20 protein-coding genes and 2 pseudogenes are annotated in these 26,594 nt (G+C 55.4%); 7 read left to right on the top strand and 15 right to left on the bottom strand.

Annotated elements, in window-relative coordinates:
- Positions 1–39: 39 nt before the first annotated feature.
- Both ACZ89F_RS24445 and ACZ89F_RS24440 read left to right on the top strand, forming a co-directional pair.
- Positions 40–3,633 (top strand): DEAD/DEAH box helicase, encoded by a 3,594-nt coding sequence (locus ACZ89F_RS24445; protein WP_476094573.1) that lies wholly within the window; start codon positions 40–42, stop codon positions 3,631–3,633.
- On the top strand, positions 3,630–5,444 hold the full coding sequence (locus tag ACZ89F_RS24440; protein ID WP_476094572.1) for a phospholipase D-like domain-containing protein: 1,815 nt from the start codon (positions 3,630–3,632) through the stop codon (positions 5,442–5,444). The genes ACZ89F_RS24445 and ACZ89F_RS24440 overlap by 4 nt, the downstream gene beginning before the upstream one ends.
- A 207-nt stretch (positions 5,445–5,651) precedes the next feature.
- Here the strand turns inward: ACZ89F_RS24440 and ACZ89F_RS24435 are convergent, their stop codons facing one another.
- From ACZ89F_RS24435 to ectB, 14 genes are all read right to left on the bottom strand, one after another.
- A complete protein-coding gene (locus ACZ89F_RS24435; RefSeq protein ID WP_476097360.1) occupies positions 5,652–5,903 on the bottom strand; it encodes a transposase in 252 nt (83 codons plus the stop codon).
- A 365-nt stretch (positions 5,904–6,268) separates the two neighbouring features.
- On the bottom strand, positions 6,269–7,360 hold the full coding sequence (locus ACZ89F_RS24430) for a M24 family metallopeptidase (protein ID WP_476094570.1): 1,092 nt from the start codon (positions 7,358–7,360) through the stop codon (positions 6,269–6,271).
- Between the two features lie 308 nt (positions 7,361–7,668).
- A complete protein-coding gene (locus tag ACZ89F_RS24425; protein WP_476094568.1) occupies positions 7,669–9,051 on the bottom strand; it encodes a nucleotide sugar dehydrogenase in 1,383 nt (460 codons plus the stop codon).
- Positions 9,052–9,055: 4 nt separating this feature from the next.
- Positions 9,056–10,294, bottom strand: coding sequence for an ATP-grasp domain-containing protein (locus ACZ89F_RS24420; protein WP_476094567.1), 1,239 nt, complete (start codon positions 10,292–10,294; stop codon positions 9,056–9,058).
- On the bottom strand, positions 10,291–11,535 hold the full coding sequence (locus ACZ89F_RS24415; protein ID WP_476097359.1) for an MFS transporter: 1,245 nt from the start codon (positions 11,533–11,535) through the stop codon (positions 10,291–10,293). Before ACZ89F_RS24415 ends, ACZ89F_RS24420 begins: the two co-directional genes overlap by 4 nt.
- Positions 11,528–12,493, bottom strand: coding sequence for an L-histidine N(alpha)-methyltransferase (locus ACZ89F_RS24410; RefSeq protein ID WP_476094566.1), 966 nt, complete (start codon positions 12,491–12,493; stop codon positions 11,528–11,530). The genes ACZ89F_RS24415 and ACZ89F_RS24410 overlap by 8 nt, the downstream gene beginning before the upstream one ends.
- Before the next feature lie 37 nt (positions 12,494–12,530).
- Positions 12,531–13,460 carry a Gfo/Idh/MocA family protein gene (locus ACZ89F_RS24405; RefSeq protein WP_476094565.1) on the bottom strand — a complete coding sequence of 310 codons (930 nt, stop codon included), beginning with the start codon at positions 13,458–13,460 and terminating at the stop codon, positions 12,531–12,533.
- Positions 13,457–14,539 (bottom strand): Ldh family oxidoreductase, encoded by a 1,083-nt coding sequence (locus ACZ89F_RS24400; RefSeq protein ID WP_476094564.1) that lies wholly within the window; start codon positions 14,537–14,539, stop codon positions 13,457–13,459. The genes ACZ89F_RS24405 and ACZ89F_RS24400 overlap by 4 nt, the downstream gene beginning before the upstream one ends.
- A complete protein-coding gene (locus ACZ89F_RS24395; protein ID WP_476094563.1) occupies positions 14,527–15,810 on the bottom strand; it encodes a M20/M25/M40 family metallo-hydrolase in 1,284 nt (427 codons plus the stop codon). Before ACZ89F_RS24395 ends, ACZ89F_RS24400 begins: the two co-directional genes overlap by 13 nt.
- Positions 15,788–16,654 carry a sugar phosphate isomerase/epimerase family protein gene (locus tag ACZ89F_RS24390; protein WP_476094562.1) on the bottom strand — a complete coding sequence of 289 codons (867 nt, stop codon included), beginning with the start codon at positions 16,652–16,654 and terminating at the stop codon, positions 15,788–15,790. Before ACZ89F_RS24390 ends, ACZ89F_RS24395 begins: the two co-directional genes overlap by 23 nt.
- Positions 16,651–17,766, bottom strand: a complete 1,116-nt coding sequence (locus tag ACZ89F_RS24385; protein WP_476094561.1) for a DegT/DnrJ/EryC1/StrS family aminotransferase — start codon at positions 17,764–17,766, stop codon at positions 16,651–16,653. The genes ACZ89F_RS24390 and ACZ89F_RS24385 overlap by 4 nt, the downstream gene beginning before the upstream one ends.
- On the bottom strand, positions 17,763–18,881 hold the full coding sequence (locus ACZ89F_RS24380) for a DegT/DnrJ/EryC1/StrS family aminotransferase (protein ID WP_476094560.1): 1,119 nt from the start codon (positions 18,879–18,881) through the stop codon (positions 17,763–17,765). Before ACZ89F_RS24380 ends, ACZ89F_RS24385 begins: the two co-directional genes overlap by 4 nt.
- The gene (locus ACZ89F_RS24375) at positions 18,862–19,989 is read right to left on the bottom strand and encodes a Gfo/Idh/MocA family oxidoreductase (protein WP_476094559.1); all 1,128 of its coding nucleotides are present in this window, start codon (positions 19,987–19,989) and stop codon (positions 18,862–18,864) included. The genes ACZ89F_RS24380 and ACZ89F_RS24375 overlap by 20 nt, the downstream gene beginning before the upstream one ends.
- Complete coding sequence (gene ectB / locus ACZ89F_RS24370) at positions 19,986–21,308, bottom strand: diaminobutyrate--2-oxoglutarate transaminase (protein ID WP_476094558.1); 1,323 nt, start codon at positions 21,306–21,308, stop codon at positions 19,986–19,988. The genes ACZ89F_RS24375 and ectB overlap by 4 nt, the downstream gene beginning before the upstream one ends.
- Positions 21,309–21,685: 377 nt before the next feature.
- On the opposite strand from ectB, the pseudogene istA reads away from it, so the two are divergent.
- The 3 genes and pseudogenes from istA to ACZ89F_RS24355 all read left to right on the top strand — a co-directional run.
- Positions 21,686–23,111, top strand: a pseudogene (gene istA / locus ACZ89F_RS24365) (IS21 family transposase); the annotation flags it as partial.
- A pseudogene (locus ACZ89F_RS24360) lies at positions 23,063–23,416 on the top strand (ATP-binding protein); the annotation flags it as partial. The pseudogenes istA and ACZ89F_RS24360, both read left to right, overlap by 49 nt.
- Positions 23,417–23,854: 438 nt before the next feature.
- Positions 23,855–24,034: a hypothetical protein gene (locus ACZ89F_RS24355; RefSeq protein WP_476094557.1), complete on the top strand. Its 180-nt coding sequence runs from the start codon at positions 23,855–23,857 to the stop codon at positions 24,032–24,034.
- A 20-nt stretch (positions 24,035–24,054) separates the two neighbouring features.
- On the opposite strand, the gene ACZ89F_RS24350 is transcribed toward ACZ89F_RS24355, so the two are convergent.
- Positions 24,055–25,548: a recombinase family protein gene (locus tag ACZ89F_RS24350; RefSeq protein ID WP_476094556.1), complete on the bottom strand. Its 1,494-nt coding sequence runs from the start codon at positions 25,546–25,548 to the stop codon at positions 24,055–24,057.
- A 235-nt stretch (positions 25,549–25,783) separates the two neighbouring features.
- Here ACZ89F_RS24350 and tnpA point away from each other — a divergent pair, with 235 nt between their 5' ends.
- Entirely contained in the window at positions 25,784–26,203 is a 420-nt protein-coding gene (tnpA, locus tag ACZ89F_RS24345) for an IS66-like element accessory protein TnpA (RefSeq protein ID WP_476094555.1), read from the top strand.
- The gene (gene tnpB, locus ACZ89F_RS24340) at positions 26,200–26,544 is read left to right on the top strand and encodes an IS66 family insertion sequence element accessory protein TnpB (protein ID WP_206079223.1); all 345 of its coding nucleotides are present in this window, start codon (positions 26,200–26,202) and stop codon (positions 26,542–26,544) included. The genes tnpA and tnpB overlap by 4 nt, the downstream gene beginning before the upstream one ends.
- The last annotated feature ends 50 nt before the right edge of the window (positions 26,545–26,594 follow it).

The following is a 26,594-nucleotide window of genomic DNA, read 5'->3' as shown; positions in this document are numbered from 1 at the left end:
TGAATATAGGGATCAGTGAATCCCTCGGGCACGGCACGGATGGCGAAAAAGAAAGCTCCGACTCGCAAACGTCCGCCCCTGGAGGCGCGGTTTGAATTCGTCGGGGACGCAATCGCCCCTATTGATCGCTCGGCACTCAGATCCGCAATTTTCGAGGTAGAGGAACGGGACACTGGGGCGGGCTACAACCTAAAGCTCTGGCGAAAGACCAACACCGCTGTTGACGATGATCTGCGGCAGCTATGGCTGCACGAAATGCGGCAAATGCAACGCCTGATGTCATATGGCGGCGCCCGCGAAGTGATCGTGGACGTTATCGAATTCGTCGAAGACGAAGAGAATTTCGGAGTACTACAACCGCAGCTCGGCCAACCACTGGCCCAGCGACTGAAACGTCTTCCCCGGCAGCATTGGCTAAAGAACTTGGGCGCCATTAGGTCGCGCGTGCTCTTCTGGAGGAATGTAGGCCGCCTTGTGAAGGCGCTCGGCATCGTCCATTCACAAGGGCTCGTGCACGGAAGCCTGAGCGAAGATGTCGTGCTCACGGAGGGATCGGAAGACCCCGACTTCTACCTTGCTGGATTTGAATGGAGCCTCTGGCTAAGTGCGGATTCCGTTGCGGCCTCGCATGCGCGCCTCAGCCCTCAGAGCGAGTCAAAAAGGGCGCACCGATATTCGTTTGAAGAAGATTGGCAGGCCCTCGGTCGACTGATCGCGGCGACCTTTCGTGTAGTCGTGAGACAAACGGGAGACGTTGAAGCTCTCGACGGGCCTGACCAAGCCCTCGCATTGAGCCCTTCCGAGCGCGCCGTTTTGCGCCGCCTCATCGTCCCTTCTCGGCTTGACGTTCAGGACGCAGGGACGATTTCGCGGGCGATCGATGACATTATCTCAAACGTCGCACGATCTGTCGCTGCAAGGGTAGGAACCTTCTTGCTGGCATTGCCGGTTCCGTCACGCGTGGCTGACGTGATTTTCGCCGCAACCGGTGGACAAGTACCCATCGACGAGTTTCGGAAGCAGGTGGATTGGCTCCAGGCAGATATGGCTGGGGGAGCCACATTGCTTGTGCCAACATCGTTTGATCCAAAGAGAGATCGCCTGACCTTAGTTACCGAGGCGATGGCGTACACGTTGACCGCATTCCAAGATGACGGTGTCCCCGTCTGGGACATCGCGTTTTGCGCCAACGCGGAGCCACGTGGCGGTCCAATCGGCGTCGGCAACTTCGTTGAACACCCCATCCTTCAACCGATCTCGGTATCCGGCATCCGAGGGGCTCGAGACCTCCGTGCCGCACTTGGGCCCGATGTTCTGGATTGGAGTGCCTTCGCAGATCCGAAGGAGGGCACGGATACCGGACGCACCGAGGAAATCCAGGCGGCGCTCGTTCTGGTTCAAATTGTCGAATCCGTCGTCAAGGCGTTTGAAATCTATCCAATCGAAGTGCTTGAATCGACCAGCGATCGCGGTCGACGCTATGTGACAATCCGCGGGCTTCCAAACAATGATCGTGATCGTATTGCCAAGCGCATAGGCCTCCCTGAGACATCTGCGGCGCTGAACAGGCTCTTCGGTGAGGAGCATCGGGATGCCGAAAGCCAGTGGCGCATCAGCCTTTCCGCGAGCTTGGGCGGGTCTAGAACGCACGACATCACGGCGTCATTTGTTGACGTTGTCGAGAAGCGAGGTGGACAAGCGTACCGGTTCGAGGTTGACGACGAGGTTCCTCACGGAGGTCCGCTGTTCCTACGTGCCGACGGAGAGACTGGCACCGAAAAGGTTATAGGACGGCACCTGGCGAATATTCGAGCGCTCAATACACGCGTCGATCTCGTCGACATGCTGGACGATCCTTGGCGACTTCAGCGCTCGAGCAAAGAGGCACTGAGGGATGATGACGCAGAATTCGCGGAACTGGATCAGCCGAAGCAAAAGGCCCTGCGCGCTATCTGGAGCAATCTTCCATCATTCTTTGTCGTTGGTCCGCCTGGCGTGGGGAAGACAAGGCTAGCCACAGAATTGATCTGGCGTCGTTTCGAGGATCCATCGACTCGCATCTTGCTAAGCGCACAGGGTCACGATGCCCTCGATAACTTGCAAGAGAAAGTCAAAGAGGTGCTAGCCGATCACGATGCGCATGACGTCATTGTCGTGCGCTCGTCATCGCTTCGGAGGGCGAAAACCGACGACGACGTACAGCATGTTGCCGCAAAATATCTTCGGGCGTTGGCCCGAAGCCAAATGGTCGCCGAGAATATCTCCGGTGAGCGCGAGCAGATCAAACGGCTCGCCGCAGCGTACGACCGACTTGAGGCCAAGTCCGTTCAATCGAAGCGAGCTCAGCGGTCGTCAGAGGAGGATGAGTTGCATGACGACGAACGAAAAGGACTCCGAGGGATGTCCAATCTCGTCCTCGACGCAGCCAATATTGTGATCTCGGCGGCGAACTCCGCCGACATTGAGCGTATGGTTGACGCACGCGAGCAATTCGATTGGGTGATCGTAGAGGAAGCAGCGAAGGCAACCGGTCCTGAACTTGTCGGTCCTTTGATGCTGTCTGGCCGGCGACTGCTGATTGGCGATCACCATCAGCTTCCGCCGTTCGGAGCCGAACGCATCGGCGGAATCTTGGGAAGTCATACCCTAGTTGAGCAAACCTTGGATATCGCAGAACAGGTTGTCGCGTCTGTCTTGAGGGACGGCGAACTCGAAGCCATGCAAGCTCTGCGGACCAATCCACTGAAATTCAAGGAGATCACCGACCTCGCGTTGCGGCTGTTGGAGCCATTCCGGAGTGTCGTGGTCGAAGACGAGCGACGATCACTGGCCAATCCAAATCATCGCCACATCGCGGCAACGCTGACCGAACAGAGGCGCATGGATCCGGCCATCGCTGAAATCGTTTCCAAGGCGTTCTACCAAGGCAAGCTTCTGACCGAGCGCGGGCGACGAGAGCGGGCTCAGAGCGAGCCGCCTCCTTTTATTACGATCGATCCGCTGCCCGCTTCCCCCGTCGTCGTGGTCGACTTCCCCCACGTCAGTTCGACGGGTCGGCGTGAACGGATGGAGTTCGGGAGCCCGCGTTGGAACAATCCGTCCGAGATCAATGCCGTAATGAATGTGCTTAAGCACGTGCGGGCAGACCCGTCCTGCGGCACCCCCTCTCTTGCGATTCTTTCTCCTTATAAGGCCCAGGTCGAAAAACTCTCCGATCGGGTCGCTGCCTTGCTTCGTAGCGACCTAGCGCACCTTGATGGATTTCGGCCAGTGCGGCGCGGCGGGAGTTTCGTCGGAACGGTCGATTCCTTCCAAGGAAGTGAAGCCGATTTGGTTATCATCTCTCTCGTCCGGAACAATCCGCGCTCCGGCGGTTCAGCGATCGGCTTTCTGCGCGACCGGCGTCGGATGAACGTTGCGTTGAGCAGGGCAAAATCCAAGCTTGTGATCGTCGGCAGTCTTCAGTTTTTGAGAGAGGCCGTTAGGGGTGTCAATCCCGATGAAGAGACACACGACCTAACGTTCCTGACCGATATCCTCGGAGCGGTCGAAGCTCTGGGAGGACAGCGGAGAGCCGACGGGCAAGCACTTGCTGAGCTTATCAGGCCGGAAAATCTGGGAGGCGTCAGGTGAGTATTCTCGTCGCTTTGCCCATTTTTCGAGTTTCCTGCAGGGTGGGGATCGACAAAGGGCGGCCATGGAGCATTGTCGATGAACTAATCCTCGCTTCGATCGCCCGCGTGCCCCGGACGATCAAGGAACTGGCGGATCACGCCGACCTACCACGCCAGCTCATAGTCGCATCTATCGCGCGGCTAATGCGATTTCGCCTGGTCGAAGTTCAAGCATCCGCCAATGGCGCGTCGTTCATGGCGAGTCCATATGGGTTTGAAGCCATCAGCAGCGGCAATCCTTTGCCTTTTTTTCCGAAACGGCTCGTCCGGAAAGCAAGCTTCGTCATCGAAAGAGCGACGGGAACCTTCTTTCCAACACGAGATGTGTTGATCAAGTCTCCGCGAAAGATCGAAGCGGAGCGAAAGGTTGGTGCCGATGTCCGGGTCCTGCGCGTGGAGGGCGATGGACCGACAATGTCACAAGAGGCCAATCTCAATCGTCTTAGCGAGGTGGTGGCCCAGGGATGGGATGAACAACTCGCGTCGATCGATGGCCGCACGGCGTCAGTGCGGGACGATGAATATATGGTAGTCCGTGTCGTAGACGGGGTACCTCGGGGATTGCCTGAGGCAGCTGGTGATGAGCTGCGCCGGATTGTCGACGCGGTGGCGGCGCTTGACGTCGGCAACTCCGGCCTAACGGTCCAATATTCGGGACCGCAATCCTCGCGGCAAACGGAGCCGGTGTATCACGATTGCTCGTTCAGCCCGGAAGACCTGATCATAGGGGGCTCAGCCCAGCGTGTGGAATTCGAGAAGCTTGTTCGGGGGGCACACCAGCGGGTGATCATCCATTCGACGTTCATCAAAGCGTCAGACGTCGAAGCCCTGTTCGAGATCATACGCACTGCATGCAGGCGCGGCGTTCGCTTCAGCGTGTTCTGGGGTGCAGAATATGATGAGGAGACCGAGATTCGAAATGCGGCGGAAGCTGCTAAAATCATGGAGATGGTGAGCAAGGACGCGGATATCGCAGGCCGCTTCGTCGTCGACATGCGGACGACAGGCTCTCATGCGAAGGTGATGCTGGTCGATACTCCTTCGGGAGAGTGGCTGGCAGCTGTCAGCTCTTGCAACTGGTTGAAGTCGCCATTTCGAAACGTCGAATTGACGGCGATACTTCGCGATCAAGCGGTTGTAGCTGATGTGATGGGTGCCCTCCAGCAGATCATCGGGAGGCGCGGCCTTTCGGATACCGTCGCCACGGAATTGCATTTGACGAAACGCGATTTGAAGCGCCTGACCCCAAATGGAGGATCAACGCGTATTGCGGTAATTTCTGGCGATGCGCATGATGCGTTGCTGAGAGAAGCCAGTGGCACAGCATCACAGAGGCTCGTGCTTGGATGTCACAAGCTGGGATCCACCGCGCGTCCCGGGGCTTTGTTGCAAGGCCAGGTGGCCGCCTCTCGGCCCGGGATGGCGGTGAGTGTGCTCTACACGATGGTCTCTAAGCCTATGCGAAATCGCCATGCCCGTGAGTTAAAGGCGGAAGCGGCCGCGAACGGTTTCCGCCTGATCGAGGCAGGCAAGATTCCTCTCCATGGGAAGTTCCTCGCTTGGGACAATGACGATCTTGTCGTAACCAGCATGAATTGGGCGTCGGCTTCATCGGAAGTGGACTTTCCCGACGCCGAGATTGGGGTGCATATCACATCCCAAAGCATCGCCACTGCTGCCCTGGATCAGCTAACGCGGATATTTCCAGAGCTCGAACAGCAGTCTTCGAATCTCAGCTCGGAACATGTCGACGACAGCGTCGCTACGTGAACGCTTCGTCCACGCTCACCTCTCTGCGCTGCCGGAAGGGGAAACTTGGTGAAAGCCAACAGTGAGTGTGCGCTGTCCATTGCGATTCCCGAATCTTCCCGTATTTTCTCACGCTGGGGAGCATGAGGAACTGTGGGGCAGTCACGTTGCGACCTACCAAACGGGCACTTTCTGTGGCGCGGTTCCGGCCCGTTCAGAGAGCCTCCATCACCGACCGCCCCACAGTTCCTCATGCTCCCCGGGCGCTACTTCCACCGGCGCAAAGCTCTGCGTCTGGCCATCCGATCTTGTCGGCAGGATCGCGATGGCGCCGGAGCGGATCGCCTTGCGCCGCCAGGCAAACACCTGCTGCGGGCTCACTCCATGCGCCCGCGCCACCGCCGAAATATTAGCACCCGGCATTATCGCATCTTCCAGTATCCGCGCTTTCGCCTCACCCGACCAGCGACGGCGCAGCACTCCCGGGCTCTCGTCCAGACGATCAGGTGTCGCCTCTATGACTGCAAATGTTCCAGGTCTGGACTTGGGTGCAGACTGCAAACAAACCTCCCGTGAGAATCATCCCGAGGAGTGTCGCGCCTATCATCGCTCATCGAAACATGGGGGCACGTGGGCGCTTACCATCGATCTTGTCGGTGTCGATCTCCATCGCTGCAGCTTAACACAGACCGCACCCGCCGCGGCCCAGACCGGATGGATACTGCTGGCATGTGGACGCTCGGATTCTGTTCGCTGCCAGGTTAGGCAGACATAGTTAACCCCTGTCAAAGACCGAGGCGCGTCGATTCTTGATCGCTGCATCAACGCCGCTGGTCGCCGCTTCGTCAGAGAAAACGTCGATCAAACGGATAGTGGGTTAGATCTTCGACGCTTTCTTCAGTGACTAAAATCTGTTGCTCAAGCTTGACGCCCTCGCGACCGCCGACAACTCCGCAATAACTTTCAAGACAGAGAATCATTCCGGGCACGATGACCCCGTCATAGCCGTGTGATGGGAAATCCTCTGGATGGTAGATTGTGGGGTACTCATCGCATAACCCAACGCCGTGAGCGATTTCACTGTATCGTTGGCTTTGATATTTGCCTTGAGGCTGATGAGCGGCGCCGGCCAACTCTCTAAATGTCTGTCCAGGGCGGACGACAGTGATGTTTCTCTTAACCTGTTCGTACGCTGAAACGTACAATTCTTTTTGCTCTGGTGAAGGTTCAACATCGCCACAAATCCACGTTCTAGAAATGTCGCAACACATACCATAAACACCGATCAGGTCGGTATCAAAGGCCACCAAGTCTCCTTCGGCAATGATTCTCGGCCCGGCCTCTTGGTACCAGGGATTGGTGCGTGGCCCAGATGACAGAAGACGCGTTTCAATCCATTCACCACCAAAGCGAATGTTTTCCGCATGCAGGATCGACCAAAGTTCGCTTTCTGTCATGCCGGGGCGAAGTGATTGCTCCATCTTTGCCACTGCAGTCTCGCATGAATGCAGGGCGCACTTCATCGCTTTGATTTCGTCGACCCCTTTTATGCAACGAGCTTTTTCCGCTACCTCTTGCCCATCGAAAAGTTCCAAACCGATGGCCTGCAATGCAACAACACCTGCGGGATCGATCCTGTCCACTGCCAGGCGCTTGTTCGAACCGCACCGCGTCTGAAGCAGTTCGCGAATTTCAGCCGCAAATTTGTTCGCCCGTTCCGCGATCTGTTCTCCAGCGGAAGAAAAGAAAAACGAAGCTCCACTTCGTACTTCTCGCACCGCAGGAAGGTGACTAGACAAATGTGCACATCCAGCGTAATCCCAAAGGACAACATAACCGTCACTGGTGACAAGGCATGCCCGCGAAGGGTTATGCATGACCCATACGTGCATATTCGATGAATCTGTCGCGTAACGGATGTTCAGCGGATCGAACATCAAGATCGCAGCGTAGTCCCGATCACATACCTGATGTACGAGACGTGATAGTCGATATTCTCGCATTCGAGCTAGATTCGGAGCTTCTAAGCCAGCCTTCGCCCAAGCGTCAAATGCAACCTCAGTCGGACCGATCTCCACACGATCATTGTCTTTTGGAGAGCCGTCTGGACGCGCTAACGTTGCAATCCTAGGAGTAATCCTATTGTTCCGGTGCTCGCTCGAAAAGAATTCATGCCTCACCGACATTCCACGCTCCCAAAATATTTAATTGATACAAAGTAGCCATGTCTATGAATATTCTGCAACTAAGCCTGTATTATTTTCTCTAAAGCAATTTTACGCTGGCGGTATACATTGCGAGTGTCAACAATGCATTTAGATTTACTCGCGATCTGCGCATAGTCGACGGACGTGTGATCTGTCGTAATTATGGCTGCATCATACTCTCCGCCAGACGGGTCGTTCAAATTGACCGACTGCAGGCTCGCCAACGCCGGATGCTTCCGCGTCGCGGGGATTTGAGGAATATAGGGGTCATGGAAGTCGACGATTGCCCCCCGCGCCCGCAGCATTGTCATGAGCTCTAGAGCGGGGCTTTCGCGACAGTCTTTGACATCACGCTTATATGCGACACCCACCACCAACAAACGTGCCCGACTCAAACCGATTCCATATCGTCGATCCAATGCCTCGCTTAACTTAGAGACAACGTAGTTGGGCATTCCGACGTTTATTTCTCCCGAAAGTTCTATGAAGCGGCTAGTAAGCCCGTACTCTCGAGCCTTCCAAGAAAGATAGAATGGGTCGATCGGTATGCAGTGTCCGCCGAGGCCAGGTCCTGGGTAGAATGGCATGTACCCAAACGGTTTGGTGGCCGCAGCTTCGATGACCTCCCAAATGTCGATGCCCATCGCCGTGAAGATCACTTTCAACTCATTTGCGAGAGCGATATTCACGGACCGAAAGATGTTTTCCGAAATCTTCACCGCCTCGGCGATGCGCGGAGAACTGACAGGTACAACCCGAGAGACGACCGATTTGTAAAATTTTTCAACGAGAAACGCGGCCATTGGACCGTCGCCCGAGACGATTTTTGGAATCGTCACGGTTGAAAATGCTTTGTTTCCCGGATCCTCCCTCTCTGGTGAAAATCCAAGAAAGAAATCTTCACCACTAATAAGGCCCGCTCGCTGCAACAGGGGTTTGACGACATCTTCCGTTGTGCCCGGATATGTTGTCGATTCGAGGATGACAAGTTGGCCAAGGCGCAGGCGAGACGCGATCAACTGAACCACCGCCTCAACATATTGCAGGTCTGGCTCTCTGTTGGGCGAGAGCGGCGTTGGAACACAGATAACGATGACGTCGCAGCCGTCTAACGATGCGCCATCTCCCCCATGTTTGAAGGTGCTTCGTGAGGCATGGCGGACGAGATCCTCGCTGAGAACAGCATCAATGTAGGACTCTCCCTTCTCCAATTGACGTATCTTGGCGGGGTCGGCATCGAACCCAACCACTTGGTATCCAGACGCACAACAGGCCGTCAACATCGGCAAACCGACATATCCGAGACCAATTACTCCAATTGTCGCCGTTTTTGACGACAGCTTTTGTTCAAGCAGCCACGCCGGAAGGTTTTGATCCGGTTGTCCCATTTCAGCTGCGTCGACGTCATGGTGCATGCTCATAGCGTCAGACCATCGCTTCGTATTCGAACTTGGTGGACTCAACAAAATTGCTTGCGGCCTCATACGCGTCCTTCCCAATGTCGGAGATCGCGATCGCATAGCCGATCCTGTCGATGTCCCGCGTGACCACAGGGGCGACTCCGGGCGTTTGTATATAGATTTCAGACCGCAGGATCGCGTCCGGGCGGGGTTCGGGAAACGTAACCCTCAACACGCGCCCAGGCTGCGGCGTGTAGAACCGAATCGCCGCTCCGCTGCCAGTACCGTGCATGCTCTCCAACGCTTCGGCCGCCCTTACGACTTTTTCGTCACCAGACCCACGCTCTCGCACACCCCATTCGATCAAGAGGTTGTGGACGTCGATGCCTGTCGAGTGACGAATGAGCTGAGGAATAAATCCACCCGGCAGACGGTTCTGAGATTCGACTATTTTGATTGACTCGCCGTTGATGCGTATTTCCGTCCAGCATGGCCCATCTTCGATCCCAAGCGTCGATAAAGCACGACTGAGGGTCGCACCGATTGCGCTTCTTTGCGCTTGCGTTACTTCGCCAGGCACATACTGCCCAATTGAAACCCAGCTACCATGAGCTATCGCCGGATCGTGGAATATTCGCACAATTCCAATGATTAAAAGTCTGCCCTTTATTGAGAACGTAAGAATTCCAAAATGCGTACCCTCAATGAACTTCTCTGCCAGACTCGATTGCTCTTTGCCTTGCCAATTTTCTTCCCAATAGCGCCTTGCATCGTGAAACTTCTCTATCTTCTTCACCAAATAACTTCCAACAGAATTTGTCGGCTTAACTATAATTGGATATTCTACTCTGGCCGCAAATGCGGCGATGCCGTCAAGTGAATTCACGCGTTCGAATTCTACGGCATCGGACTTCTCGGATTGGAGGGCAGTCCTCATCAAGGATTTGTCCTTTAGCTGCGCGGTTGCCTCCGCACTTACGCACTCCAATCCCAAGGCTGCTGCAATCGTGGCGCCAGCGATAAGTGCGTCATCGGACATCAGAAGCACGCCATGGAAGGGATCTTCGCGGTGGATTGCAGCAATCATGTCCGGAAGTGACGGGTCCGCATATTCCATCAAAAGAAGGCGCTCTGGCCTGTCAGTTACATAGTTGTCGTAACAGTAGGCTCTGTCCACCACTGTAAAGCGAGCTAACCTTCTATTTTCAGACGCGAGAAGCCATTCGGCAGCACCAAAAACGACAAGATGTTTGGAAGCGCTCATAGTCGATTCCCCCATAGTTTCCTCCTGCTCTCGCCGACAAATCGGCAAGCACTAAACACTGTGAATACGATTGAAGCAGAGACGATGATTGAACGCGGGAATGCCTCGCCAATCCCATACAGGGCAGAGCCCAATGCTGTGCCACCGCTATAAACATAGAAGTAGATGCTAACCAATTTTCCCCGCGATTGTTCATCAGACTCAAGCTGCACCAAAACGAGTGCAAGTGTTGCGTTCATCGCTAGTGTCAGCCCAAAGGCGAACATTATGAGTGTCAGGAGGGCATTCGACTCCGCCCAGATCATCGCGATGGCAGACACACTGAGACCAAGAGCGAAGGGACCGTTGATCCGACTTGCGTTGGTGGGCGAAATCCACCCGAGAAGTATGAGGCTGGAGAAGAGGCCGCCGAAGGTAAAGGCAGAGGTCAATGTGGCGATGAGCGCAAGATCGGTCATTCCATGAAGAGATGCGACGATACCGGGAAGCAACTCACCTATGGGTCTGAAGAGCATGCAAACGATTGCAAGCGACGCAAGCGCCCCAACGATGGGCGCAGTCACTTGAGGGGACCAAGTACGTCGCTGGCCTCCGACACTGCCTCTCTTGACACCCACGTCGGATCGGAAATTCTGTGATATTCTTGAGATTACCGTAGTGTAAATGAGCAGCACGATCCCGTTGAGTGAGAATATTATCCATGGACCGATAGATTCTATCAGAACATATACTGATACTGGCGCAATAACGACCGCAATGGAGTAAGACACGCTGTTAATGGCAATCGCTTTCGGTAGCAACTCTCTGCCTACCATCATTGGCGTAAGCGAGAATGCGGCCGGCGTCAGAAATGCTATAAGGGTCCCGTTTAGGCACCACAGGATTATCGCTGGGGTCGGTCCCATATCGGATGCAGCAACGGCTGATAGCAAAAATGCGACAACGGCAAGACATCGCTGGACGCCAATGACGATGTGAAACCGGTTCGTCTTGTCGGCTACGATTCCGGCTATGTAGCCAAAACAAATGGTAGGGGCCATTTCTCCAATTGGAACGAAAGAAAGCATACGCGTTGAGTGCGATGAGTCCCAAACAATCCAGAGCAATGCGAACCGTTGCGACCAACTGCTCACAAGTTGAAAGAAGTTGGCACACACATACAGTCGGAAGCTGCCAACTCGCAGTGGCGACAAGACAGTGCGCAACCACTCAGCTTGCGCTATACGGCTGATACTAGCCATCGAGCCCGGACGAGCCGCTGACCGTTCTGTCGTTACGGCAAACATGACGAAAAAGGCTCACGGCAAACCACGCGTTGTCATCGTGAAATTCTTCAACCAACTTTAAATTTGCAAGTTCCAAAAGTTGCTCAAGGTACCTCATCGGGAACTTCCTCTCGATTTCGGTCAGAATACGCTCTCCGGCCTTCACCGAAACAGTGAGCTTGAGCTTTGGTAATGTGAACGTCGTGTCTCTTAAGGCCACGAGATGGGATTTCATCGTGAACCCCTCCGGATAGTAGGCAGCTTCGTGACGAAAGGCGGAGATATCGATGTTTCCAGAGAATTGATTATTAAGGTTCGACAGCACGTTCAGGGTTGTCTTCGCAGCCACCCCGTTCTTGTCGTTATATGCTGCAGACAGTAATGCAGGGTCCTTATCGAGATCATGCCCGATCAAGATGTAGTCGCCATCACGCATCCCGGTTCGGCACATGGTCATGAACCCAAGAATTTCATCGTCAGTCATATTGCCGATGTTGCTGCCGAGGAAGAAAAAAAGGCTGGGCTCTACGCGATGAGCATGCATAGGAATAGTTGCAGCATAGTCACCAACAAGCTTCACTGTGTTCAAAGTCGGCAGCGTCTGACTCAGCCGTTGGCTTGCTTCTTCTACAATGAGGCCATTTATGTCGATCATATTGAGCAGCGGGTACCGCATCTCGGAGATCGAGGTACGCAGAAATATTTCGGTTTTCCCGCAATTCCCACATCCGAGATCGACGAAAGTCTCAACGCTACATGCTTTCAGTATTTGCTCAGATTGCCTTTCGAGAATCTCTTTTTCGGTACGATACAGATAGTATTCTGGTTGCTTGCATTGCTCCTCAAACAGACGCGACCCAAGGTCGTCATAGTAGTAACGGCACGGAATTGATTTTGTCGCATTCGACAGACCGTCCAACAGATCCTGAATCATGATGTGCTCCGCATGCTCCAACCTACTCAATTCTGCTTCAATTCCTTGGCCCGGAAGCAGATAGTTTCTGATACGTTTTGCTAACCAACCGAACGCATGCGGCAGCGCTGTAGTTCACCTTGCTTCTGTTGGCGACATGATGAGAAAAAGTGTCCAGGATGCCTACGTATTCGTGATAGAGAGAGGATTTGAACTTGGGGAACCCGTTGAGAAGATCGATTTCTCGCGACGTTCCATCCGCGTTTGACAGCACAATTCGCTTGTCTTCCCCGTTGGGGTAAGCCCAATCCAAATAAATATGAACCGGCAGTCCAGTTTGGCTGCGTAATTCAATTGTGGCGGCTATATCAATACCGCAATCATCGAACTCGGCGGAGGCTGCGAAGAGATCGATCTCGCCTACGATATGCATCGCTAGATCGAAAGCGTTCGGGCCATTGTCAGCAATGCAGCCGCCTCCGCACACAGCGGGGTCAAGGTACCAATTGTCATTTCCTGCGTGCTGCCGAATATCCTCCTTGTAGTAGATCGAAACGGCTGCGATGCCTCCATTGTCGGTTGTCCGAAGGCTCCCGACATCTTTGACGTTTCGGTTGTATCGACGATGAAAAGCAGTGAAGAGAATTCGCTGCTGTCGCACAGCCAGGGAGATAAGCTGTCTCGATTCAAGCTCGCCCATAACTAGCGGCTTCTCGCAGCAAACGTGCTTGCTCGCAGCGAGGGCGAGCTTGCATGCATCGAAATGAAGATTGTTCGGAAGATTCACTATGACAGCGTCGACGCATTCTGCTCGCATCAAGGCTGTGTAGTCCGCGAACTGTTCGACCTCATGCCGCCGATCAAACGCATCCAGCTTGGCTTCCGAGCTATCGCAGACAGCAGTTAGTCTCAGAGAGTTCGATCTAGTTAATGCAGCGAGGTAGTAGTGAGAAATCACTCCTAGGCCTGCAATGCCAACACGGATCATTGTCCGATCTCCGCTAGAGAAACAGCTCCTAACGTCGACGCATGCCAATTGAGCGCGGCGACCGTCGGAGCCGGAAGAGGAATACCGTGGACGCCTCGTTCGAGTGCAATTTTCGCGTCGGAATGTCCTGGATAGGTGAGTGCCTCATGCCCCTCAAAGACAGGTTCTCCCAATAAGGAGGAAAGAAACCTCTCCATTCGCGCGGCAAATATGGGGCCCTCGAGAAATGCACTCACATCGAGCGCAAACAGGAAGTGTCCAATGCTGTTTTGCTCATCCTCGCACCCCAAGGAGACACTCGCCCCCGAGAGCACACCAGAGAGCACTTCCACCAAAAGCGAGAGTCCAAGCCCCTTGTGGCCACCCGTAGATCGTTGCCATCCACCCAACGCAACCAGGAATCCAGAACCTTCCAAATATGATCTGGGATCGGTCACGGGTTGACCGCTCTGATTGACCATCCAACCCACTGGAGCCTCTTCTCCGAGGTCCTTTGCGAGTTTGATTTTTCCGCTGGCGACTACCGTCGTGCTCATGTCAAGTACGAAAGATGGCAAGTCCCCTGCGGGCGACGCAAATCCCAAAGGATTGGTGCCGATGATTGCTCGGCGTGAACCCTGTGCGTACCCGACAGGACGATTTCCCAAGTTCGTCAGTGCCAACCCGATCATTCCCGATTGGGCTGCCATGCGCGCGAAGTATCCGGCTGCCCCGAAATGACTACTATTCATAACTGTCACGGCCCCGACACTATGTTCGGCAGCAAGTTCGATGGCCGCTTCCATCGCGCCTTTGGCTGCGAGAAGTCCAAGCATGCCTGACGCATCGAACGTCGAAATTGCCCCTTTCTTCCTCACCCTTCGGAGCGTGGATGATGGAAGAATGGATCTATCACTTAACGCTTTCACGTAGATCGGGAGAAGATTATAGATCCCATGCGAATCCAGGCCATGAAGGTCAGCATAAAGCAGTACATCGGCGGCGGCGGCGGCTTGCTCAGACGAGAACCCATATCTCACGAAGGTCACTTCAGTTAGCCTTCTGAGAGACTCTGCATCGATTCTAATCACGTTTGACATGCTGCAGCCCCAGTCACTTCGTTTGATGCAATAAACAAGAGCGCTGCAACTTGATCCGCGAACTGGTCGAGATCGGCGAAGTCGATATGTTCGGATGAGGTGTGTGCCCCGTTCGTTGACAGCGAACCGGGTCCCCACATAATTGAATATCCTCGCCCTTGACCCCACATTGCATCGCACGTGAAAGTCTCCGCATCGTCGGCGTGACGTTTTATTCCTGCGTCCGCGAGTTTTCTTTCCCAGTCTGCGTTACGATTGGTGAGGACTGGCAATCCGCTCTTGAGCCAGCGAACGGTGAGAATCTGATCAAGTCGCATTGCCGTACGAGTGAAGACATCAATGCCGCCGAAAATATCTGCGAAGCGGAAGCCCGCGGTTTCAATCGCGCTAGTTACCGCGGACTTCACAAGCTCGCCTGATCGTGTCGCGCGATACGAGAAGTTGAACTGCGCTCTGCCGGTTCCGTACACCCGGTTATGCATGTCACCTGTAGCAACACCGGCGAGTGTCATGCGCACATCGGTCCGAGAGCAAATCGGCCCCATTTGTCTCGCCAGTTCTGCGCATAAGTAAGAAAGAATCAGACTCGCATTGTCCCCTCGGTGGGGTGCGTCGTCGGTGGCTCCTTTTCCGTCGACAGATAATTCCAGGGTCATCGAACATGTCGAGGAGTCAAAATACGCGCCGCCAGATGGAATAGCGAAAATGTTGAGCGAGCCGTGATAGCCCAACTCCATAAGTTGCTTGGTGCCATAGACGCCCATGGCGCCTCCCTCTTCGCCGGCAACACATTGGATGAACAGGCGAGGGCGACGTTTCTCTGGTGGGTGGTTGGCTGCCCAGCGTTCGATTCCTTCCAGGATTGCTACGCCAGGCCCCTTGTTGTCTGCAGCACCCCGCCCATGGATACCGCCTTGGAGGATTCTCGCGGGGAAAAAAGGGCCGACCGTATCAATATGAAAATTGAACATTACATCCGCGCAGCCATGGATGTCCTGTGATCCCAACACAATCGAGGCCTGGTGGGCAAAGAACTCTGGCCCCATTTCTTCCGCTCTACGCTTCACCGAAACGGGGGCTTCACAGTCCAGTGTTGGCACATGCCGATACAGCGTTGTGAACCCAATTCTCTGAGCTGCCGCAGCGTACAAATCCAGAGCTCGAGGAAGATCGCAGCATCTGCCTGACTCCATCGGCGTGACCGTATCCACCGAGACGAGTTCGCTCAGCAGATCTTTATGATGCTGACTAAACATGCTGCGTGATGCCATGCCAGACATCTTGCACTAGGTCGCCAGCGCTTACGGCACATTCCGTATAAAGGCCTATGCGTCGATCGTTCTCTGGGTCTGCTCTACCGGCGTGCGGGAGCACTGCTAGATGGGGTTCGACAGAGAAAACTCCTCTGTATCCGCTTGAGAAAAGTAGCGCCAAACATGCCGCGACGCCGACATGTCCACAGCCAGCGCGACAATAAGTGACTTCGCCTCCAGACTTCATACCATCCTTGATGTGGACGTGATCGACGAAGTCGACGATGGGCCGTAAGAACGCGAGGGCATCATATCCGTAGGCGAGCCCGTTACCCGTATCAAATAGCAAACGAAGATTGGTGCTGTCGAGGAGCCGAAGCATCCGAAGAGTATCGGATGGCGATCTACCGGCAAAACCAGCACAATTTTCGTGAAGAAGCTTGATCCCGTGCTCCTTGGCGCGATTTACAAAAACGAACAACCGCTCGATAGCGCGTTCCTGCCAATCATGCGCCGACAAAGTGCCACGCGAATACGACATGATCCGCACTGACCTGCAGCCCAATGCATGACAAATAACAGCAAGTCGGTCGATTTCGGCTAGTTCATCATCGAGTGGATACTCAACTGTTCTCGACCAGTTACCGATTCTCGAGTCGAAGCAGTCAACGACGAAATCGGCCTGTTTAATGCAGGCTATCAGGGCACTGACCTCAGATTTTCCCAATGCGTCAATCGGGGAGCCGTCGACGGACCTGAGTTCAATGTGCGAGAGGCCAATGGCTTTGTGAGTGGCAATCTGTACTGCGATCGACGACGCAGCTTCATCGGCAATTCCCGACATGGAGTAGGGTGACTTCATCTGGAGGCGTTTCCGAACTCAAGCACACCGTTGATCACATGGTTTACCTCGGCATCCGTCAGCTCCGGATACAGTGGCAAACAGACAGCCTGCTGGCTCATCTGAAGGGCCACAGGCAACGACGCGCCTTTCTCCACGAAGTGCGCGAAAGCCGGCTGGTGGGGCAGGGGTGCCTGGAACCCTGTTTGGGTTTCTATTTTGAGATCGGAAAGAAACTGCCGCAAACAACTGGCATCTGGATGCCGAACGACATATCGATACGGGACTCGCTCTGGTTCATTGCAATGCTGAAGGCCAACTCCGGCGACGGTGAAAGCCGCGTCGTATCGTTTTGCGATCGCCCGACGGCGCTCGATCCTCTCCACAAGAAATCCCATCTGTATCGCGAGGTAGGCAGCATTCACTTCGTCCATACGGCTATTGTGGCCGCTTACGTGGTGGACAAAACGCGTCTTTCCATCCTGCCCATGATTCCTGCGCATCCGGCAGAGACTGGCAACCTCTTCTCGGTCTGTGACAATCATCCCGCCATCGCCCAAGCCGCCAAGCGGCTTGGCCGGATAAAACGAGTACACGCCAATGTCACCGAGAGTCCCCAACGGGTGACCTCGAAGCTTTCCACCAAAACTGGTCGCGCTATCTTCAAGAATATGGATATGGTCCGGCAATCTCGATCGCAGCAGAGGAATGTCGCAAACACCACTATAAAGATGCACTGCGATGACGGCCTTGGTGCGTATCGATTGCGCTGCCACAACTGCATCAACGTCAATTGACCAATCGTTCGCCTGGATATCGACAAAGATCGGTGTCGCGCCGGCCGCTACGATCGCACTTGCTGTGGATGAGTATGAATATGCGGGGGTAATAACCTCATCCCCTTGGCCAATGCTCAAGGCCTCGAGGGCTATTTGCATGCCCGCAGACGCAGAACCAACGGCCACCGTTTTAAGATCCTCAGACCCAGCAAACGATGCCACCTGCCTCTCAAAGAAGTCGACTGATGATTTCAAAATGAACTCACCCTTCTCGCAGTGAGTGAGCAGAAGATCGGGCAGGACCATGGGCAGAAGAGCGGCCGTTCTTGCGTAATTGAAGAAGGAAACGTTCATCGGGATGAGTAGAATGTGGCGATGGCTTCAACCGTATATTCGATCTGAGCCTTTTGAATCTCGGGATGGATAGGAAGTGCGAGTGCCTTGGATGCAGCCGTCTCTGCGACGGGAAAGCGGCCGACGCGATACCCCAAGTCCGACATGGCAGGCTGCAAATGAAGAGGCATGGGATAATAGGTTTCTGTGAAGATCCCCTGTGCAAGTAGAAACTTTGCCAGTTCGTCCCTTAGTTCCACTTCGATCAAATAGACGTAGAACACTTCCTCGCCGCTCTTCACGTATGAGGTCAGACGAGGCAACTGAACGTCGGGGACTTGCGCGAGTAGTCGTGAGTAAAGTGCCGCCACTTCTTGACGACGCTCGATATTTGCTTGGAGTGTTCGTAACCTGTGAGAAAGTACGATGGCATGCCAGTCGTCCATGCGGCTGCAAATGCCATGTCTAACAGCAAGTCCTGACCCGTCCCGCCCGAGATCTCCCGTCTGACGCATCGCGACCGCCAATTTAGGATCGTCCGTGATAATCGCTCCAGCGTCTCCTAATGCGCCTAATGTTTTTGTCGGGAAAAACGACAGTACGCCAGCTGATCCAAACCTGCCTGCGTGCACGCCATTCTGAGTCATCCCGATTGCTTCGGCACTATCTTCAACAATGAGAACTTGATGTCGCGTGGCAAACTCATTCAACGCCTGCATGTCGGCCATCTGACAGAAAAGATGGACGACCATGATCGCTTTCGTGTCCCGCGTGATTGCCGCCTCGAGAGCAAGCTGGTTCAAGGCGTAAGACGCGGCATCGATATCGACGAAAACTGGAGTCGCGCCAACTTTTCGAATGCAGGACACGGAAGAAAAAAAGGAATAGCACGGAACAATAACTTCATCGCCCGGTCCGATCCCAAGCGAGCGAAGAACCAGCTCTAGGGCGTCCGAAGCATTGGACGTCGCAATTACATATTTTGCTCCGGTATAATCTGACAGTTCTTTCTCAAAGCGCTTGACCATAGGACCACTAACAAGAGTGTCCTGCTCAACCAGAAGCGCGAACTCACGTCTGAGATCGGGAGTAAGACTCAGCAATTCCTGAGTATTGCTATAGAATGGCACTAGCATGCGGCCGCTCGTTTGAAAAATTGCTATCAAGATATTCGAACGAACCAATCTGCTCGACGCTTTTTCGGGTCATTGCAAGCCCAATGACACTCGCTATTTTCTTATGCGCCGGCAGCGACATGGCGCGTACGAGACTTTCGTCGCTCGGCCCTAACGCGGGGTGGAAATGATTGTATGCAAGCTCGATAGAACGCGTCAGCGGATCATCAAACATTGAGGTGGCAAACAACAGTTCGCTGCCTTTCCGCAACTGCAGACTAGATATGCTGTCGTCCGCACTGGCCGGGAACCACCCTTCAATCGTGACCCCGGTGCTCATTTCTATTGAGATGCTGCGTTGGCGAACTGGATGCGCGAGGCTAGAGAACACCGTGGAGTGCACGTTACCAAAGTGGCGAAGCACCAAACGAGCAGAGCCCATTGATGCTATCCTTGAGCCGTTTGGCAAGATCATATCCGTTATTCTACATTCATCGACATGCCAATCTCCTAATAAATGTAGTGCCAATGCAAGCTGATGGGGTAACTCCACCTCAGCAATATGTTCATCAACGTGATTTTGACTACGGTCTATCCTAGATTTTGTTTGAACTAACACAGCTGAGATCGCGTCTCCGAACTCCTTGCTTCGAAGGAAGCCTCCGATGCAAGCCGTCAGGGCGCTGCAAGGCCAGTTTGAAACAACCAGGATTCGTGCGCCAAACTGCTCTTCCAAAGAGAGCAACTGATGGTATTCGTGCTCCGAAAGCGCAGCCGGCTTTTCTACCAAGATGGAGCGATAGCCTCTGTCGAGTACGGCCCTTACAGCAGCGACTCTATCTTTTGGGGGAATGCAGATATGACAAACGGTTGGATGCAGCAGATTTACCGGAGGCAACACATCAGTTGCCCGATGTCCGTCTTTCTCTGCGAGATTTCTGCGATCGCTTGATAGATCAACCGCGAGAATGTCAACAGTGGTCGACAGCGATCCCGGTCGTGAAGCCCATAGTTTTTGGATGCATTGCTCGTGAAGGTCGCGGCCAGCATGTCCGTAACCGACTATTACCGTAGCGACGGAAAGTCGGCCGCTGGTCTGCCACGAGTGTATTGTACCTCGACTGTTCATGCTGCAGTTGCCGCCCGCGCAACCGTTGCCAGTCGCCTTGATGAGGAATGCACCTTATTCAATGCCCTCCGAACAATCTGCAAACCGTCATCAAACTCGGATCTGCTAATCGTGAGCGGCGGCAGTATTTTAAGAACTTCGTCTTTTGGTCCGCAGGTTTCGATGATCAAACCGTCTTGGAAGCACGCCTCTTTGACCGCTGCACAATCTTGAGTGTTTGAAAACTCAAGACCAAGCAAAAGGCCTTTTCCCTTCGCGGACAGCCCATACTGCTCCGCTATGGTTTCAAGGACCCCTCTTTCTAGCGTGGCTTTTTCCTTGACCTCCGTTGCAAAGCGATCATTAGACCAATATCGCTTAAGCGCCGCGGCGGCGGTTATAAAAGCGTGGTTGTTACCGCGGAATGTTCCGTTGTGCTCGCCTGGATTCCAAATGTCATATTTGGGGCGAATGAACGCGATAGACATCGGGAGGCCAAAACCCGAAATAGATTTCGCCATGATCACGATATCAGGAACAATACCGAGATCTTCAAAGGAGAAGAAGTTTCCGGTTCGCCCGCACCCAGCCTGTATGTCGTCGACAATCGTGAGGGCGCCGATCTCATGGGCTAGTCGTTGCATTCTCTGAGCCCAGATCGGTGAGCACACATTGGCACCACCCTCGCCTTGGACTGTCTCAAATACAAATGCGGCCGGAGCATCGACACCACTCGAAGAATCCAATAGGAGTTTTTCTATTTGAGCCGCAGTGTCAACGGTTGGTCCAAAATAGTCGCAGTAGGGTAGATGAGTAACGTGCGTTAGAAGAGGCTTTGACGATGCACGATGCGATGAATTCCCGGTCAGCCCCAAAGCACCCAATGAACACCCGTGGAAGCCGTTGGTAAAGGCGATCACATTCGCTCGACCGGTGAATTTTCGTGCGAGCTTTATCGCCGCTTCGACAGCATTAGTTCCAGTAGGCCCGGGAAATTGAACATGAAAATCCAGTTGACGGGGAACAAGGATCGTATCTCGCAGCGCCGTGAGAAAACTTGTCTTTGCTACGGAGTACATATCCATGCTCAAAGCAACTCCGTCGCTGAGTATGTACTCCATGAGCGACGCGCGAATTGGCTCGCAATTATGCCCGTAGTTAAGCGATCCACAGCCCGATAAGAAATCAAGATAGGGGCGGCCCAGACGATCATACAGATAGGAACCTTTCGCCCGCCCGAATTCCACCGGATAAGCACGGCAATAGCTTCTAACCTCAGACTCGATATCTCTGTATACGTCTGGAATATTTTTTCCATCTAATATGATTGTCTCCGACAAGTTTCCCCTCCTTAGAAAGTCCTAACGCAAATTCAACAAGCGGCGAATGTGGCTGACTTAAGCCAAGGGCAATCTTGACACTGATCGGACTCGGCACCCGGATATCTCGAAATTCAACGTTAGAGGCTTGATCTTCTCGGGACCAACGAGTTATTCTTTACAAACTGTAAATTTTTTTATGGTGCGGCGCGACAATGAAGCTGCGAGCGTTGCGCCAATCAATCAGGTTGAGAATGCGGGCGGGTTGGAACGCAGGAAGGGCGTAGCCCGACTGGAGTTTCAATCCGCCAGCGCCGCTCCCTTTTCGGGGGCGTTTGTCTGGTGATCGCGATCTACCGGGTATGCCGGTGGTTTTTCCCATTTGGAGGAATCACTTTGTGCCCGGCCGCCACGTAACCGATCACCAGATGGGCTTTCGAAGTTCCGGCAGACCAATACGACGGTCGTCGCGGCGGCGAAGGCGTCGATCAGCATAGCCACGGCCTATCGCATCGAGAAGGATTCGAGGCTACCCTCGCAGGGGAAGGTTGCGCGACAACGGCGCCGCCCCGATCCGCTCGCCGCCATTTTCGACGCCGAGATCGTGCCGCTGCTGCGGGCCGCGCCGGGAATCCGGTCGGTCGCCATCTTCGATGAGATGATCCGGCGTCATCCCGAGCTTGGAGCCGGCATTCGCCGCACGATCGAGCGCCGGGTCCGAGCCTGGCGCGCCGTCCATGGCGAGGAACAGGAGGTCATCTTCCGGCAGGTTCACGTACCCGGGCGCATGGGATTGTCGGATTTCACCGACATGGCCGCCGCCGGCGTCACGATCGCGGGCCAGCCACTCGATCACCGGCTCTACCATTTCCGGCTCGCCTATTCGGGCTTCGAGCATGGGCATGTCGTGTTTCGGCGGCGAGAGTTTCGTCGCTCTGGCGGAAGGCCTACAGAACGTGCTGTGGTCGCTTGGCGGGGCTCCCCGCGAGCATCGCAGCGACAGCCTCTCGGCGGCGTTCCGCAACCTTGACAAGGACGCCCGGGAGGACCTGACGCGCCGCTACGACGAACTGTGCGGCCACTACGGCATGATCCCTTCCCCGCAACAATCGCGGCATTGCGCATGAGAACGGCTCCGTCGAAGGCCCGCACGGCCATCTCAAGCGGGCGATCAATAACGCGCTGCTGATGCGGGGATCGAGCGATTTCGACGACCTGGCAGCCTACCGTCGCTTTGTCAACGAGATCGTCAGCCGCGTGAATGCTCGCAACTCCAAGCGCATCGACATCGAGCGGGCCGAACTCCAGGAACTGCCCGTCCGGCGCACTTCCGACTACGAGGAGGTCACCGTGCGCATCACGTCATCGGGCGGGTTCACGCTGCGCAAGGTGTTCTACACCGTGCCCTCACGCCTGATCGGCCACCGCCTCAGAGTGCGGCTCTTTGATGATCGGCTGGATATCTTCATCGGCGGCACGCAGCTCATGACGCTGCCCCGCGGGCGCGCCTCTTCAAACGGTAAGCACGACCAGGTCGTCAATTATCGGCATGTCATCCATTCGCTGCGCCGCAAGCCGATGGCGCTGCTCAACCTCGTCTATCGTGACCAGCTCTTCCCCCGCGAGGCCTACCGGCGAACCTTCGACGTGCTCATAAAGCGGCTGCCTGAGCGGCAGGCCTGCCGCATTATGGTCGAGCTTCTCGCCATGGCGCACGAGCGCGGCTGCGAGAGCGAACTGGCTGATCAATTGACCGCCTCGCTACAGGCACGGCGATTGCCCGACATGGCTGTTTTGCGGGAACGGTTCGCGCCGGATCCCGCCCGGCTGTCGATTCCGCCAGGCTGAGCTTGCTCCTCAACGAGCTGCGCCTGCCGGTCATCAAAGTCATGTGGCCGCAGTTTGCCGAACAGGCCGACAAGGAAGGCTGGCCCGCCGCCCGCTTTCTCGCCGCGATCACCGAGCACGAGCTGGCCGAACGCGATCGACGCCGCATTGAGCGGCATCTCGCCGAAGCCCGCCTGCTGCCGGGAAAGACCCTCGATACTTTCGCCTACGTCACCAAGGACCAGGCCGAGACCAGCGTGCTGTTCGAGCTCATCAGCGCCCGCTACGGGCGGCGCTCGATTGCCGGACAAACCGAGGAGCAGGCGGTCATGGTAAGCGCAAGGATCGTACGATCTATCATGTTGATACCCTCATTCGGTAGCGGATTGAGTAAAGTCGAGGTGTTGCCGCACGCCGGATTTGAGCTCTTTTATTGCGGCGATTGTTGCGGCGGCATCTGGAAACAGAACGCGTTTGTGAGTGGCGCTTTCGTGGATAATGATCACGCCATTGCGGATTCGATGCCGGATCCAGGATCGAGAAACGTCCGCCGCCATCGCTAATTCAGACACCGATAGCCACCCGGGAATGTGGTGAGAGCGGGCTGGTGTAGACTGCCTCAATACGCGATGGCCTTGTCGGACGACCTGGACGGTGCGCACAGGAACGTAGCTGCGGCGCGGTGAGCGGAAACCTTCCTTAGTCAGTCTGGCCGCTATTGCCGTGTCGTCGAGCCCTTGATGAGCCAGTTCGAGCAGCCGGACCTCCATCTCGGCGCCGCGAGACAAGGCGCTCAAGGCATGAACTCTCGGCTCGACCTCGCGTTTGGTAACTTCACCGCCTCGCCAAACGATGCGGATCGTAATCCGATCTCGGACCACCCGTTGCAGGATCACTTTGTCGATCAAGCTGCGTACTAAGGCTTTCTTGCGTCCCCACTCTATGTCAGGTCTCTGCCAAAATTCAGGAAGTTGCGAACTGGCGCGATAAAATCATTCTGTTCTGTCGGCGTCAGATCGTCAGATTGACTTTGCATCGCGCGACGGCGCTCAAGTGCATCCTCCGCTTGACGAAGCTCACGCAGAGCCCTCTCCCAACGGCGCTCCAACTCTGCCGCGATCAGCCGATTGTCTGGGTCAACCCGATCGTATTGCCGTTCTGCGAGCAGCGCTTGATAACGCAGCCGTTTGATCTGCTGCTCTTCAGCGCGCTCAAAAGCCTCGTCTGCCTGCTGACGAGCATCTTTGGCGTGCATCAACTCGGCCAACTCAGCCGGACTGGCCACCGCGAAGAAGGCCTCAACGACGCGGGCGTCGATGGGATCGGCTGGCAAATGCTGGCATAAGGCTCCGCCCTGGCTGCGTGCCAGGAAGTTGCAGACGTAACGGTTGCCGTTCTTGTATTCAACGCCCATTTTATGGCCGCATCGCCCGCACCAGACAATGCCTTGCAACACCGCCGCGCCATCACGCGGCGCACCGCGTGTCTGGTTTCGTCGGTATTCAGCATGATTGTCAGTCAGCATGGTCTGGATCCGCTCGTAACGCTCCCAATCGAGATAAGCAGGATAGCGGTCTTTCACTACGATTTTCCACTCTGCCATTGGCCGGCGTCGCGAGATGATCTTACCACTTTGATATCTGGCGTGACAGGACTGGGTGCGGCCATAGACGAAGGCGCCGGCATAGGCCGGGTTCTTCAACATCCCGGCAAGCATGCTGGCGGTTGGGACGCGCCAGACAACGTCGCCAAATCGATTTCGCCGCGGTATGGTGAGCGCACGATCCCGCAAGGAACGGATCACTTTTCCGACGGTGCCCAACTCCCAAAATGCATAGAATATCAGGGCAATCCGGTCCTGCACTTCCTGGTTTGAATCCTTCATCACGACACCATTGGCGTCCCGCTCCAACCCGGCTGGTAACAGCAATGCCAGCTCGCCCCGCTCAGCCTTGCTGAGCAAACCGGCTGTCAGGCGGCCACGAAGCGTGTGCAATTCCACTTCCGAGATCGTACCCTTCAGGCCAAGCAACAAGCGCCCGTTGGCCGAGCCCGGGTCGTAAATTCCGTCGCGGTCGCCGATGAGGCATTGCCGATAGCCGCATAAATCGAGGAGTGGGTACCAATCGGAACAATTGCGGGCAAGGCGTGTCACTTCGTACGAGAGAACGATGCCAACTTCACCCAATGTGACGCGTCCAAGGAGATCTTTGAAGCCGGCCCGGTGAGCCGCCGCAGCTCCACTCTGGCCAAGGTCCGCGTCGATCACTTCGATATTGTTTTCGTCCCAGCCGAGATCTCCCGCACGCTGATGCAATGCATATTGCAGCCGCAGGCTTTCCTGGTTGTTGACCATCTGATGTGGTGTCGATTGCCGGATGTAAATCACGGCTTTTCGGCACAAATGCTGGGTCGTTATCAGATCCGACATCATGGCTCGCCCTCCAGAGAACCATGCGGGTCCGATAGGGGTGATTCGGTTTCTGACGTCAGGCTATCATGCTCAGGTATATCGACGGAACTTTGCGGCGCCTGCGCCTTTGCAGAGCAGACAAGGCGAATAAAATCGCGAACGCTCGTAGTTGAAAGGTAAGCGCCAAGCAGGCCCCGTGTTTCGCGGACCGATGAAGGACGCGACACTCTCGTGATGATTCTCACGGGAGGTTTGTTTGCAGTCTGCACCCAAGTCCAGACCTGGAACATTTACAGTCATCGAGGCGGTTCCCGATCGTCTCGACGCGAGCCCGGCGGTGCCGCGCCGTCGCTGGTCGGATGAAGCAAAGGCGCGGATTCTGGAAGAGGCGATGACGCCGGGCGCGAATGTCTCGGTGGTAGCGCGATCGCACCAAGTAAGCCCGCAGCAGGTGTTTGCCTGGCGGCGGAAAGCGATCCGCTCCGGCGCCCTCGCGATCCTGTCGGCAAAGCCGGAGATCCAGACGCAGAGCTTCGCGCCAGTGGAAGTGGCGCCTGGGGAGGGCGATCGTGCGGGCGGTCTGGAGATCGTCATCGGCGATGCGACGATCCGCGTGGGCAGCGGTATAGCAGCGACCCTTCTGGTCGAGGCGATCCGTGCGTTGCGATCGGCATGATCCCTACCGGAGCCAAGGTCTATGTGGCGACGCGGCCGGTCGACTTCAGAAAAGGTCCGGACGGTCTGGCAGCGCTGGTGCGCGACACAGGCGCTGATCCGTTCTCCGGCGCGCTTTACGTGTTCCGAGCCAAGCGTGCGGACCGCGTGAAGATCGTATGGTGGGACGGGTCGGGTCTATGCCTGTTCGCCAAGCGGCTGGACGAGGATAAGTTCCGCTGGCCAAGGGTGGAGAATGGGGTGATCCGGCTTGCCGCGCCGCAATTGATGGCGCTCGTTGAAGGCATGGATTGGACGCGTGTTCGGGCCGAGCGGAGGCGACGCCCGACATCTGCCGGATAGACCGTGGCGAAGTGACTCAGGCGGCACAAAAGCAGTCCCGGAAGCGGGTC

Source organism: Mesorhizobium sp. USDA 3734 (assembly GCF_056279665.1).
This window is presented reverse-complemented; position numbering and strand designations above follow the sequence as displayed.